The sequence below is a fragment of the Streptomyces sp. A0592 genome (genome assembly GCF_004795115.1).
Lineage (GTDB): Bacteria > Actinomycetota > Actinomycetes > Streptomycetales > Streptomycetaceae > Streptomyces > Streptomyces erythrochromogenes.
Genome location: NZ_SSBM01000027.1, coordinates 37,191 through 49,318 on the forward strand (window position 1 = coordinate 37,191; position 12,128 = coordinate 49,318).

Consider the following 12,128-nt stretch of genomic DNA (forward strand, 5'->3'; position numbering starts at 1 on the left):
AACCGCCTGCGGTAGCGCGGGAGGAGCAGGGCTCAGTAGAGCGTGCCGAACGCGGTCCATGCCAGGTACAGGCCGGGCAGGCCGAGGCCGGCGTGGACGCCGAGGAGCCGGCCGAGGGGGATGAGGAGGAGATAGTCGCTGGTCACGGAGGCGACAAGGACGGCACGGGTGTCTCCGGCGGCGCGGAGCAGGGCGGCGTAGGCCATGGCCGTCGCCAGGGGGGGCCAGGCTGAGCAGGGCGAGCGGGATCGCGGCCCAGGCGTGTTCCACGACCACGGGGTCGGAGGTGATCGGGCCGAGGAGGGCGGGGCCGAGGGCGAGGGCTGCCGCGGAGGGTACGGCGAGCATGAGCAGGAGGAGTTTCATGCCCGTGCCGTGCCAGGCCCGTGCGCCCGGAAGGTTGCCCCGGCCGAGTTCCTGGCCCGCGAGGATCGTGATCGCGGTGGAGGCGGAGCCGAGGAAGGTGAAGACGACCAGGGTCAGGTTGTCCACGATCCCGTAGGCGGCGAGGTCGTGGACGCTGATGCGGGCGGCGAAGCCGGCCAGGAGGGCTTCGTTGACGTAGCCGATGCCGAGCGTGCTCATCTCGGGCCAGCCGATCCGCCACAGCCTGCCGGTCTCGGCCCGGCCGGTGGCGGAGTCGCCGGCGGCCCGTGGCAGGTGGGTGCGGGAGTACACCAGGAGGTAGCCGGTCCCGGCGACCGTTGCGGCGAGGGTGGAGAGGGCTGCACCGGTGATGCCGAGGTCGGCGCGGAAAATGAGGAGCAGGCCGAGGGGGAGGTTCACCACGTTGACCAGCAATGCCGTGTACATCGCCGCGCGGGTGGCTCCGATCCCGGCGCAGGCTGCCTGGAGGGTGAAGGAAACGGCGGCGAACGGGACGGCGCACGCCAGGACGCGCAGGGATGCGCACGACGGCTTCAGGTGGTTCGAGCAGCGGCGGGACCAGCCCCTGTGGGCGATGTGGCCGGTCCTTCTTCCGCAGTCCCACGGGGGGCGAAGCGGATGGGGGCCTGGAAGCGCGCCTTGCGGGCTGCGCGGCGGAAGACCGTGAGGACGGCCGGGCCGGCCAGGCAGATGCAGATGAAGTTGGTGACGGCGCGGCCGGTGTCCCAGCCGAGCGAAGTGGCCAGGTCGAAGGCCAGGTAGCGCTGGAACTGCTCGGTGAAGGGCAGGCCGGGCAAGTAGGCGATGGAGCTGTTCGGGTCGAGGGAGAAGGGCCAGAAGGAAAGGTTCAGCAGGAAGCCGAAGAGGTAGCCCGAGAGCGAGCCGTAGACGGCGAGAAGAGCGACTTCCTTGCGGCCGGTGGCTCGGGGGAGGAAGCCGGCGAGCATGCCGACGAAGGCGCAGCCGAACATCTGGTACGGCATCCACGGTCCGACCCCGCCGGTGATGAGGGCGGAGGCGAAGAGGGAGGTGCAGCCGAGAGTGAAGCCGAAGCCCGGGCCGTAGACCCGGCCCGCCAGGACGAGGATGAAGAACACCGTCTCGATGCCCGCCGTGCCCGCGCCGAGGGGGCGGATGGCGGCGTTGACGGCGGACAGGACGCCCAGCATGGCCAGGGCTTTGGAGTTGATGCCGCCCTCGGCGATCTCGGAGATCACCACGCACAGGACGATCACCAGCAGGACACCGAAGATGAGGGGCGGGGCGGAGTTCGAGCCGAACATGCCCGGGGCGACGAGGAAGGGCCAGAAGAAGGCGACGACGCCGAGGAAGCCCGCCAAGGCGATGACGATCCCGGCACGCGCGTTGATGCGGATGGCAGTGGCGCGTGCGGTGGCGGTCATGAGTCGGGGGCCGTTCCGTCGTCGGAGAGGGTGGCGGTCACCTGGGCGACCGTGAGGTACGGGAGCGGGGCGAGGACCTTCGCGGTCTGCGGGGCGAAGACGGGGGAAGCGACGATGACCTCGGTCGTGGGACCGTCGGCGACGATGTCGCCCTCGGCCATCACGACGACCCGGTCGGCGGCGCGGGCGATGAACTCCACATCGTGGGTGGAGATCACGACGGCCCGGCCTTCGGCGGCGAGGCCGTCGACGATGCGGATCAGCTCGCTCTTGGCCCGGTAGTCGAGGCCGCGGGTGGGCTCGTCCAGGAGCAGGACGCGCGGGGCGGCCGAGAGCTGGATGGCCAGCACGAGTGCGAGCTTCTGGCCCTCGGAGAGGTCGCGGGGGTGTGTGGTGTCGGGGATGCCGGGGGCGAGCCGGTCGAGGATGGCGCGGGCTCCGTCGCCCGCGGCCCCGGACTCGGTGTCGGCCTGATCGAGTTCCTGCTTGACGGATTCGAGATAGAGGAGGTCGGTGGGGGTTTGCGGGACCAGGCCGACCAGCCGCCGTGCCTCGGCGGCCGGGAGCTTCTTCGGGTCCCTGGGCTTCGGGTCTCCGTCGGCGGGGACGACGGCCACCGTGCCGGCCTTGCGGGGTCCGGATCCCTGGAGGGCCCAGAGGAGGGAGGACTTGCCGGAGCCGTTGCGGCCCATGAGCGCGGTGATCTCCCCGCCGTGCAGGCCGAGGCCGACCTCCCGTACGGCCGGGACCCCGTGGTAGGTCACCGTGACACCGCGGGCGGTGAGCAGTTGCGGGCGGTCGGCCATCTCCGCCTCCCGCAACCTCATCGCGCACGTCTACTCCTACTGGCAGACGTCCGAGGCGGGCTACTTCGGCCCGTCCGGAAACTTCAACGGCACCGTCTTCGCGGCCCTCGCACTGGGTGGCGCCAAGACCCAGGGCGGTACGAACCGCGTCCCGCAGGCGCTGACCGACTCCATGGTCACGCGCATCCGGGCCAACCAGCACGTGGACGGAGGCTGGACGTACCAGAAGGGCGAGGACAACCCGACCGTCCTGAACTCCGCGAGCGACGTCGACATGACCGGCGCCGCCATGGCCGCGCTCTGCGTCTCCGGAGTTCCGAACACCGACACCGACGTCGTCCAGGCCAAGAACTTCCTCAAGAGCACGCTCGTCTCGAGCAGCGGCGCCTTCAACTCCCTGTACGGGGTCAACACCAGCTCCAACGGATGGGGCGTGGCGGGCCTCAACGCCTGCGGCTTCAACCCGCAGACCGGTGACTTCCTCACCGGCAGCGGCAAGACCCCGATCGACTTCCTGATCGCCAACCAGTACAACCCGGCCGGCGGCTTCAAGTACAAGCCCTCCGACACCAGTCCCACCGCCTACGCCTCCATCGACGCCCTGCGCGCCGTCGCGGGCGGCGGCTTCACCACCGCGCCGCCGGTCCCGGTCACCCCGGGCGCGCCGCAGTGGGTCGCACAGCCGACCTTCACCGCCGGGACGGCCACGAAGCTGGCGCTGACCGTCGACGACGGTGCCGGCAGCCTCAAGGTCTGCTCGGTTTCCTTCACCCCGACCGGGACGACCACCACCCTCGGTGACGTCCTCAACGCCGCGGTGACCTCCGCGGCCCCGTCCGGATGCGTCGCGAGCGTCACGCCGTCCTCCGGCACCGGGACGATCACGGCGGTCAACGGCAAGGCCAACAGCGGCTCCACCACCTGGAAGGTCAGCGTCGACGGCTCCGCCTTCGCGGGCGCCGTCCGCAACGCGGTCATCAACGTGGGCGACACGATCGCTCTGCGGTGGGGCGCCTGATCATCCGATGCCGGTGCGGGGTACGGACCCTGGGCCCGTACCCCGCCCTGCGGTTGGGGCTAGAAGGACGTCCAGGTGAAGGCCACCTCGTCGCCCGCCTTGATCCTGAACTGGCAGCCGCCGACCGGGGTCGGGGTGCCGTTGACGGAGATGCTCCAGTAGGCGGAGCCGCCGCCGCTCACGTTCTTGATCGTGTCGACGGAGTAGTCGTCGAAGGACGAGTACCAGGTGCCGTCCCAGGTGAAGCCCTTCTTGTGGGCGGCGTCGTCGAGGGCGGCGGTCGGGGTGGGGACCTTGGAGGGGTTGGCGCCGCCGTTGGTGCCGTCGCACTTGTGGGTACCGCCGGTGGCGGTGGTGACGTCGTGCCCCTTGGTCTTGATCTTGCCCTTGAACAGCAGCCCGTCGGGGCCCTGGACGGTGCGGGTGACCTTGACGGCCGCGTTCGTGTGGGGCTTGGGGGCTGCCTCGGCCACGGCGGGCGCGCTGGCGAGAGCGAGGCCGAGAGCGACCGTGGTGATCACGGAGCGGCGGGCGGGTATCCGGCGCATGGTGCCTTCTTCCTGAGAGGGACGACCGGTCTGCGCCGACGGTCCCTCCGCCCCCACGCGCTCGTTCGCTGCCCGTCTCCTTGCGGAAACGGGCAGCAGACACCGACTGGGGGTGGGGGGCTTCGCCCTGCAGACCATGACAGTGAGAAGCGGTACGCGTCGCACTCCGGGTACTCCGACTCACGGTGCCCTCGGCCCCGTTCACGGTTGCAGGTCAGCGCCGGAATCCCACCGGCTTCCCCCAGTTGTGCGTGCATTCGGTTGTGGGCCCCGCCGTACCGGCCGGAGCAGAACGCATCGTACGGTCTGGCGGGCACGCGCCGGAAGCACATCCGGAAGAGGTGATCGCGTGAAGCGCGCCGCTTCAGTTCCGGCCGCGGCCCAGCCGCCGGGCCTCCGCCTCGGACACCGGATCCCCGGCCCGTACGCCGTGCAGGACATGGGCGAGCACCTCGGCGCCGCGGACCACGCGCGGACCCGGCCGGTTGAAGTACGCGGGCCCGTCCAGGACCCACACCTCCCCGGCCCGGACGGCGGGCAGCTCCTCCCAGCCGGGCAGCGCGGTGAGCAGGCCGATCTCCGACAGAGTGCGTTCGGGCGGGAAGCCGCAGGGCAGTACGAGGACCACGTCCGGGCGGGCCGCGCGCACCGCCTCCCACGTCATCGGCCTGGTGTGCTCACCCGGCTTCGCCAGCAGGGCCTCTCCACCCGCCGCGGCGATCTGCTCCGGTACCCAGTGGCCCGCCGGCCACAGCGGGTCGAGCCATTCGATGGCGGCGACCCGCGGCCGGTCCCGTCCCCGCGTGAGCCGGCGCACCTCGTTCAGCCGGCCGTGCAGCTCGGCGAGCCGCCGCTCGGCCCGCTCCCGTACCCCGAGCAGGTTCCCGACGGTGAGCAGGCAGTCCAGGACATCACCGAGCGTCTTGGGTTCCAGGCTCAGCACCCGTGGACCGGTGTCCATCACGCGCACCGCCCGGGAGACGCTCTCGTAGGACACCGCGCACACGTCGCACAGATCCTGCGTGAGCAGGACGTCCGGCGCCAGTTCGGCGAGCGCCACCGTGTCCAGGGTGTAGAGCGAGGAGCCCGAGTGGGCGGCCCCGCCGACCCCCTCGGAGATCTCCCGGCTGCTGAGTCCGTCCGCGTCGAATTCGGCACGCGTAACGACGGGTACGGAGGCGACCGCGGCGGGCGGCCAGTCGCATTCGTGGGTACGTCCGACCAGCTCGGAGGCGAGTCCGAGGTCCGCCACGATGTCCGTTGCCGCCGGGAGCAGGGAGACAATGCGCATACCGTGACTCTAGGCCCGACCAAGGGGGGCAGCCGCGCCGACCGCAAGTCCACCGACCCACGGCCAAGGGTCACCGTTCTCCCCATGCGCCGCATCCGCACGCGGCGCATGGGGCGCATGGGGCGCATGGGGCCGGAGTATCAGGAAGCGACCAGTGCCACGCCCGCGAGATCAACGCCGGTGAAGACGCTGACGATTTCGGCCGTCGGTGCCGCGGCCGGTCCTCGGTGATCGTGTGGTCGCGCGGCTCCCGCCGCAGCCGAACCGGAACTTGGTATGGACCTGCCAAATGAGGTCGGTTAGCGTAGCGGACGACGCCTTTGAGAGCGCTCTCAAGCGCTCAATCCCCCACACCAGGAGGTCTCGTGAAACACCCCACCCCCTTACGCGCCGCCGTCGCCGCCCTGCTCCTGGCAGTCGGCCTGGGCGCCACCCACGCCGGCGCGGCGAGCGCCGCCCCGCTTCCGGATCCCGCTGAGTCATCGGCCGCCTCAGCGCCGTCCGCCTCGACCGGACTGCTCGACGCGATGCGCCGCGACCTCGGGCTCACCGCTTCCCAGGCCGAGGAACGTCTGAGCGCGGAGAAGGCCGCCGCGGCCGTGGAGAAGACCGCACGGCAGGCCGTGGGGGGTGCGTACGGCGGCTCGTGGTACGAGCCGTCCACCGGCCGGCTCGTCGTCGCGGTGACCGACACCGCAAAGGAGCCCGAGGCGCGGGCACTGGGCGCCGACACCCGCCTCGTCCGGCACAGCGCCGTCGCGCTGGACCGCGCCAAAGCGCGCCTGGACACGCTGCCTGCCCCCACCGGGGTGGCCGGCTGGCACGTCGACCCGCGGACCAACAGCGTCGTCGTCACGGTCGTACGTACCGAGCGGGAAGCCCCCGCCGTAAGGGCGTTCATCGACCAGGCCCGGGCCGGCGGCCCCGTCACCGTCGCCGAGACGGCGCAGGCGCCCCGTACGTACGCCGCGGGCACCGTCGGCGGCGACCCGTACTACACCGGCAACGTCCGCTGCTCGATCGGCTTCTCCGTACACGGCGGCTTCGTGACGGCCGGGCACTGCGGGCAGGCGGGAGCCGCCGTGCGCGGCTGGGACGGGTCCGCGATGGGCACCTTCCAGGGGTCCTCGTTCCCCGGCAACGACTACGCGTACGTCAGCATCCACAGCGGCTGGTGGACCGTACCGGTGGTGCTCGGCTGGGGCACCATCCCGGACCAGCTGGTACGCGGCTCCGCCGAGGCACCCGTGGGTGCCTCGATCTGCCGGTCGGGCTCCACGACGCATTGGCACTGCGGAACCGTCCTCGCCAAGAACGAGACGGTCAACTACAGCCAGGGCGCCGTCCACCAGATGACGAAGACCAGCGTCTGCGCCCAGGGAGGCGACTCCGGCGGCTCGTTCCTCAGCGGGGACCAGGCCCAGGGTGTCACCTCCGGCGGCTGGGGCAACTGCTCGTCCGGCGGCCAGACGTGGTTCCAGCCGATCAACGAAATCCTCGGCCGCTACGGCCTGACGCTGCACACCGCCTGACCCCGCACACGCTTGAGGTCGGCGTGGTGACGGGCCCTTCCGGTACGGGGCCGGCGGCGCTGCCCGTCGAGGGCCTGGTGTCGGGGACCGACACGGGTGCACCGATCGACGGGCCGCGCGGCACCGGACACCAGCGCATGAGCGAGGAACCGTCGGTCGGCGCCGGGTTCGCGGCCCGGTGCACGCGGTCCGGCGATCGCGTGCGGCTCCGATTCACACCTCGCTGCATCAAGCCAGCCTTAAGAGATCGTTAAGCCGAAAGCCCCGAGGGAAAACCCCAGTTCAGAGGCGTGCGAGGAATGACGCCTGGCGTTGCCATGACAGTTGCCCCTCCGTGATACTCGCCTTGCCCGGGTGACATTGCGTCACCTTTGAGAGCGCTCTCATACCCCCCTCCGGCCGCTCTTCACTGCTCGCCCGGGCCTGGCCCCCTCCCTCTCCCCCTCCTCTCCCCCCACCCCCACCCAGACAAGGAACCATGCCCATGGCTGCTGCTCATCGCGCACGTCACCGCTCTCTCGGCGGAACGGTGCTCCTCGTGGCCATCGCCCTGGTCGCGGCGGTGCTCATGTCCTTCACCCGTTCGGTCGCCCCGCCCGCCGGCGCCGCAGTTGTCGCGCAGTCCTGGTCCGACGAGTTCGACGGCGCGGCCGGCCGCGCTCCTGACGCAGCCAAGTGGACGCTTGAGACCGGAGGTTCGGGCTTCGGCAACCACGAGCTGCAGTACTACACCAACAGCACCTCGAACGCCGCGCTCGACGGCCAGGGCAACCTCGTCATCACCGCGCGGAAGAACACCGACGCCGGTCTCGGCTGCTGGTACGGGCAGTGCCAGTACACCTCGGCCCGGCTGAACACCGCCAAGACCTTCACCCAGGCGTACGGCCGCTTCGAGGCCCGCATCAAAATCCCGCGCGGCCAGGGCATCTGGCCCGCCTTCTGGATGCTCGGCAACGACCTCGGCAGCGTGGGATGGCCCAACAGCGGCGAGATCGACATCATGGAGAACATCGGCCGCGAACCGAACACCGTGCACGGTACGGTGCACGGCCCCGGCTACTCCGGAGCGGGCGGCCTCGGCGCCGCGTACAACCTGCCCGGCGGCCGCGCCTTCGCCGACGACTTCCACGTGTTCGCCGTCGACTGGAGCCCGAACTCCCTGGTCTGGTCGGTGGACGGCACCACGTACAAGACCCTCACGCCGGCCGACACCGGCGGCAACAAGTGGGTCTTCGACCATCCGTTCTTCGTCATCCTCAACCTGGCGGTCGGTGGGGACTGGCCCGGCAGCCCGGACGCCTCCACGTCCTTCCCGCAGACGATGACCGTCGACTATGTCCGCGCCTCCTCCGCCAGCACCCCCGCCGCACGCCCGATCCGTGGCATCGGCGGCATGTGCGTCGACGTCGCGGGCGGCTCCGACGCCGACCGCACCCCCATCCAGCTGCACGACTGCACCGGCAGCGCGGCCCAGCAGTGGACCATCGGGGGCGACGGCACCGTCCGCGCCCTCGGCAAGTGCCTGGACGTCGCGGGCGGCTCCACCGCCGACGGCGCCGTCGTCCAGCTCTACACCTGCAACGGCACCAACGCCCAGAAGTGGACATACACCGCCGCCCGCGACCTCACCAACACCGGTGCGGGCAAGTGCCTGGACGCCAAGGGCAACTCCTCCGCCGACGGCACCCGGTTGCAGACCTGGACCTGCACCGGCGCTGCCAACCAGAAGTGGACGGTCGGCTGACCACCGGCCCCCGCCGCCCGTACCTCGATGCGGGCGTTTGGCTGACGGCGCGGGCCCGGCCGGTTACGGTGCGTATGCCGACGTACGAGAGGGGCCGGGGACGCGCCCGGCCCCTGGCGGCAGCGGGCCCGGTGACCAGGCCCGGTCACGGGGCAGGAGGGCCACATCATGCTGACCGAAGAACTGCTGACGCTCGCCGCCGCGGCGGGCGCCGCGGTGGCGACCGCCGCGGGCACCGACGCCTGGGAGGGGCTGCGTGCCCGCCTCGGCGGCTGGTTCGGCCGGGGCGACGCCCGGCTGGAGGAGAGCGCGCTCGCCGAGTTGGACAGCAGCACCGACCGGCTGCTGGAGGCCGGTACGCCGAACGACGCCGAGCTGGAACGGTACGGTGCGGCCTGGCGGGACCGGGTGGTCGCCACTCTGGAGCAGCTGGACGGCCCCGACCGCGAGAACGCCGCCGGTGAGCTGCGTCGGCTGGTGACCGGGGAGACGGCGCCGGCACCGGCCCCCGGCGGTGGCCAGAACGTCCAGGGCGACATCCGCGTCCACGCCGAGCAGGGCTCGCTCGCCGCTGCCCTGATCAACGGGAACGTCACTTTCAGCCCCCCTCCCCCGCCGGTCCGGCCCGAGGGCTGACCGGACCGGCCTCCGGTGGCACCCCCGCCGGCAACGCCCCTGACGCTCCCGACACCCGCAGCACTTCCGGCTCTTCCGGCGTCTCCGGAGGCGTGAGCGGGACACCTGGCAGCGCGCACGCCTCCGGCGACGGCGTGCTCGCGGTGGGCTCGGCGCACAACGTCTTCTACCACACCCCCGACCGCAGAGCCCGTGCCGTCGGTCCGCTCACCGCCGCGCTCTGCCTGCTGATGGCCGCCGGGGCCGCCGTCGGCGGAACTCTGTGGTGGCAGAGCCGTGACGCGGACGGCGGCGCCGACCGGGCACGGCCCCCGGCGGACACCCGGCCCCGGCCCGCCCCGTCAGGTAGTCCGCCCGTGCTGGTCGCGTCCGTCACCGGACCGGTGAGCGACCTGCCCGGGCGGGACTTCGCCCTGCCGGACGCGTTGCGCATGAGCGAGGCCGAACTGGCTCACTTCGGCTCCGAGATCGTGCCCGACTCGGCGGCGTTCGCCTCCTGGTACGACCAGCACGGCGCGGTGGTGACCGAGTCGGGCACGATCACCGTGGCCCTGCGCGGCAACGCCGCGGAGGAGGTCCAGGTCACCGACATCAACGTGCACAAGAAGTGCGGACCGCCCCTGGACGGCACGCATTTCGAGGGGCACTCACAGGGCGGCGGCGACACGGTGGCGATCGGTTTCGACCTGGACGCGGCCGACCCGTTCCCGCGGCTGCGGGCCCGCACCGGCGCGGGCCTGAAGTGGACGGAGCGCAACTACTTCGACGAGCAGACCCTCACCCTCAAGCCGGGCGAACGGGAGACCCTCAGCGTCGGTGTCATCAGCGCCCGCCACCGCTGCTCGTTCACCCTGGAACTGGTGGTGGCCACCCGGGACGGGGTCCTCACCCAGCAGATCGACCGGCAGGGCAAGCCGTTCGAGCTCACAGCCCGCGCCCCGGCCGGCCAGGACAGCCGCCCGCCCGCCGGATACCGCACGGCCTACGCGCAGGACCGCGACGGCTGGCACCCCGCCGATCCGGCCGCCGCAGCCGCAACGGGGGCGGGCCGATGACCGGGCCGCGGCGGGTCACGGTGGGCCGGCTCGCCGCCCTCGTCGTGCTCGTCCTCGCCGTCGCCATCGCCGCCACCCTGCTGATCAGCCGGGCCACGGACGGCAGTGGGGCACGAGGCGGGGACGGCCGCCCCTCCGCGCCCTCGTCCAAGGGAGCCACTCCCGGCCCCACGGGCGGACCCGCGGGCGGGACACCGTACGCGTACACCACCGAGCAGGAACTGGTCCTCGTACGCGGGGACCGGCCGCCGACCCGTGTTCCACGCGTCTTCGACCTTGCCGACCCGCACCGGAACACGGTGGTGTGGACCCACGACGGGCACCGGGTGGCGTTCCTCTCCGACGACGAGCTGCTCGACCGGCGCGAGGACACCCGGCTGATCACCGTCGACGCCCGGACCGGTGAGGTGCACAGGCTGCCCTGCCCCGGCTGCCACGACCTCGCCCCGGTCGGCGACCACGACGTCATGGTGCTGTCCTACGAGCCCGGTCCCACCAGCGCGTTCCGCATCGACCTGGACCGGCCCACCGCCCCTCGGACCGAGCTCGACAACGGCAGCCACTGGCAGCCGCAGCTCCTCGGCGCCACCCCCACCCACGTCCTCACCGGGCGCTACGAGATGTCCGGCGGCAACCCCGGCATGGAGCTGCGCCTGACCGACTTGGACGGCGCCGGGATCACCGTCTACCCGCGCTTCGAATCGAACGCCTACATGCCGGCAGCGCTCACCGCCGTCGGGGGCGGCCAGCGGATCGCGGTGGCGGCCCGCCACAACCCCGGCGGCTGCACCGCACCCTTCCCGATCCACGTCCTCGGGCCGAAGGGCGAGGTCGGCGGCAGCGACCAGTCGGCCGCTCTGCCGCCCGGCTACATCGCCGGCGTCACGGGCGGGATCGACGTGAGCGACCTGTGGTGGGGACCCGACCAGCACCTGTACGCGACCATCTCCGCCTGGACGTGTGACAAGGGCCAGGGTGCGCAGGACGGCAAGAAGCGGCCGCACCGCCCGGCCACTCTGTTCCGGCTGGACGGTGAGCGGTGGGTGAGCGCGGGCGACCAACCGGCGACCGTCGTCCGTCCGCTGGACCGCGACACCCGGATGGTGCTGGTCATCCCCGACTGCAACGGCCCCGTGGAACGGGCCGACGCCATCACCTACTGCAACACCGGTTCCCTGTACCGGGAGGTGGCAGGGAAGCGGACGAAGGTCGCGGACGGTGTGCTGTCGCTCTCCGCCCCGGCCACTGCTTCCTGACCACGCACCAACCGAAAGCGGACGCCAGGGGTGTTGGCCGTCATCATTCTCGCGAGCGCAGCCTGGCTCAGCATCGCCATGACCCTGCATTCGCTGAGTGTCGTGGTGCCCAGGTCGAGGGACCGGGCCGCCTCGCGCCGGAGGCTCTCAGCCGGCCGGCGCCTGCGGGCGGCCCACAGCGCGGCGAGTTCTCCCACCCGGTCCGCCGGGCTGTCGAGAACGTGGGCGAACGCGGTGCGCACGCGTGCCGCGACGGCGGGTACGTACGTCCCCGTTCCAGGCCGGACGGGGTCCGGACCGAGATGGCGTACTCCCCCGCACGGGATCCGCGAGCCGCTGCGCAAGCGCGGAATCCGGGCGGCCTCCCCGAACGCTGCTTCAACCGCCAGAAGCGGTGGCGGGGCATCGCCACCCGCTGCGAGAAGACCGCAACCATCCGCCTGAGCGGGTCT

9 protein-coding genes, 2 pseudogenes and 1 riboswitch are annotated in these 12,128 nt (G+C 72.0%); of the genes and pseudogenes, 6 read left to right on the forward strand and 5 right to left on the reverse strand.

What is annotated here, in order from left to right; genetic code table 11:
- Nucleotides 1–32: 32 nt before the first annotated feature.
- From E6U81_RS40070 to E6U81_RS29355, 3 genes and pseudogenes are all read right to left on the reverse strand, one after another.
- A complete protein-coding gene (locus E6U81_RS40070) occupies nt 33–206 on the reverse strand; it encodes a hypothetical protein (RefSeq protein ID WP_168714767.1) in 174 nt (57 codons plus the stop codon).
- A 714-nt stretch (nt 207–920) separates the two neighbouring features.
- Nucleotides 921–1,790, reverse strand: a complete 870-nt coding sequence (locus E6U81_RS29350; RefSeq protein WP_136233058.1) for an ECF transporter S component — start codon at nt 1,788–1,790, stop codon at nt 921–923.
- Nucleotides 1,787–2,587 (reverse strand): annotated as a pseudogene (locus E6U81_RS29355) (ATP-binding cassette domain-containing protein); the annotation flags it as partial. The gene E6U81_RS29350 and the pseudogene E6U81_RS29355, both read right to left, overlap by 4 nt.
- A 1-nt stretch (nt 2,588) precedes the next feature.
- Here E6U81_RS29355 and E6U81_RS29360 point away from each other — a divergent pair.
- Nucleotides 2,589–3,614: pseudogene (locus E6U81_RS29360) on the forward strand (hypothetical protein); the annotation flags it as partial.
- A 59-nt stretch (nt 3,615–3,673) separates the two neighbouring features.
- Here E6U81_RS29360 and E6U81_RS29365 read toward each other — a convergent pair.
- Nucleotides 3,674–4,162, reverse strand: a complete 489-nt coding sequence (locus tag E6U81_RS29365) for a DUF4430 domain-containing protein (protein ID WP_136233059.1) — start codon at nt 4,160–4,162, stop codon at nt 3,674–3,676.
- A gap of 168 nt (nt 4,163–4,330) precedes the next feature.
- Nucleotides 4,331–4,404: riboswitch (cobalamin riboswitch) on the reverse strand.
- Nucleotides 4,405–4,526: 122 nt separating this feature from the next.
- On the reverse strand, nt 4,527–5,453 hold the full coding sequence (locus tag E6U81_RS29370) for a cobalamin-binding protein (protein WP_136233060.1): 927 nt from the start codon (nt 5,451–5,453) through the stop codon (nt 4,527–4,529).
- 365 nt (nt 5,454–5,818) lie between these two features.
- Here E6U81_RS29370 and E6U81_RS29375 point away from each other — a divergent pair, with 365 nt between their 5' ends.
- The 5 genes from E6U81_RS29375 to E6U81_RS29395 all read left to right on the forward strand — a co-directional run bounded on the left by E6U81_RS29375 (nt 5,819) and on the right by E6U81_RS29395 (nt 11,676).
- Nucleotides 5,819–6,985, forward strand: coding sequence for a S1 family peptidase (locus tag E6U81_RS29375; protein ID WP_136233061.1), 1,167 nt, complete (start codon nt 5,819–5,821; stop codon nt 6,983–6,985).
- A gap of 484 nt (nt 6,986–7,469) precedes the next feature.
- Nucleotides 7,470–8,729 carry a glycoside hydrolase family 16 protein gene (locus tag E6U81_RS29380; RefSeq protein ID WP_136233062.1) on the forward strand — a complete coding sequence of 420 codons (1,260 nt, stop codon included), beginning with the start codon at nt 7,470–7,472 and terminating at the stop codon, nt 8,727–8,729.
- A gap of 168 nt (nt 8,730–8,897) precedes the next feature.
- Nucleotides 8,898–9,365 carry a hypothetical protein gene (locus E6U81_RS29385; RefSeq protein ID WP_136233063.1) on the forward strand — a complete coding sequence of 156 codons (468 nt, stop codon included), beginning with the start codon at nt 8,898–8,900 and terminating at the stop codon, nt 9,363–9,365.
- A gap of 92 nt (nt 9,366–9,457) precedes the next feature.
- Nucleotides 9,458–10,420 carry a hypothetical protein gene (locus E6U81_RS29390; RefSeq protein WP_136233064.1) on the forward strand — a complete coding sequence of 321 codons (963 nt, stop codon included), beginning with the start codon at nt 9,458–9,460 and terminating at the stop codon, nt 10,418–10,420.
- Entirely contained in the window at nt 10,417–11,676 is a 1,260-nt protein-coding gene (locus tag E6U81_RS29395) for a hypothetical protein (RefSeq protein WP_136233065.1), read from the forward strand. Before E6U81_RS29390 ends, E6U81_RS29395 begins: the two co-directional genes overlap by 4 nt.
- The last annotated feature ends 452 nt before the right edge of the window (nt 11,677–12,128 follow it).

Excerpts from the sequence above, each read along its gene's own strand:
- E6U81_RS29370 (WP_136233060.1), bottom strand. The coding sequence starts at position 5,453 with ATGCGCATTGTCTCCCTGCTCCCGGCGGCAACGGACATCGTGGCGGAC.
- E6U81_RS29385 (WP_136233063.1), top strand. The coding sequence starts at position 8,898 with ATGCTGACCGAAGAACTGCTGACGCTCGCCGCCGCGGCGGGCGCCGCG.
- E6U81_RS29365 (WP_136233059.1), bottom strand. The coding sequence starts at position 4,162 with ATGCGCCGGATACCCGCCCGCCGCTCCGTGATCACCACGGTCGCTCTC.
- E6U81_RS40070 (WP_168714767.1), bottom strand. The coding sequence starts at position 206 with ATGGCCTACGCCGCCCTGCTCCGCGCCGCCGGAGACACCCGTGCCGTC.
- E6U81_RS29395 (WP_136233065.1), top strand. The coding sequence starts at position 10,417 with ATGACCGGGCCGCGGCGGGTCACGGTGGGCCGGCTCGCCGCCCTCGTC.
- E6U81_RS29380 (WP_136233062.1), top strand. The coding sequence starts at position 7,470 with ATGGCTGCTGCTCATCGCGCACGTCACCGCTCTCTCGGCGGAACGGTG.
- E6U81_RS29350 (WP_136233058.1), bottom strand. The coding sequence starts at position 1,790 with ATGACCGCCACCGCACGCGCCACTGCCATCCGCATCAACGCGCGTGCC.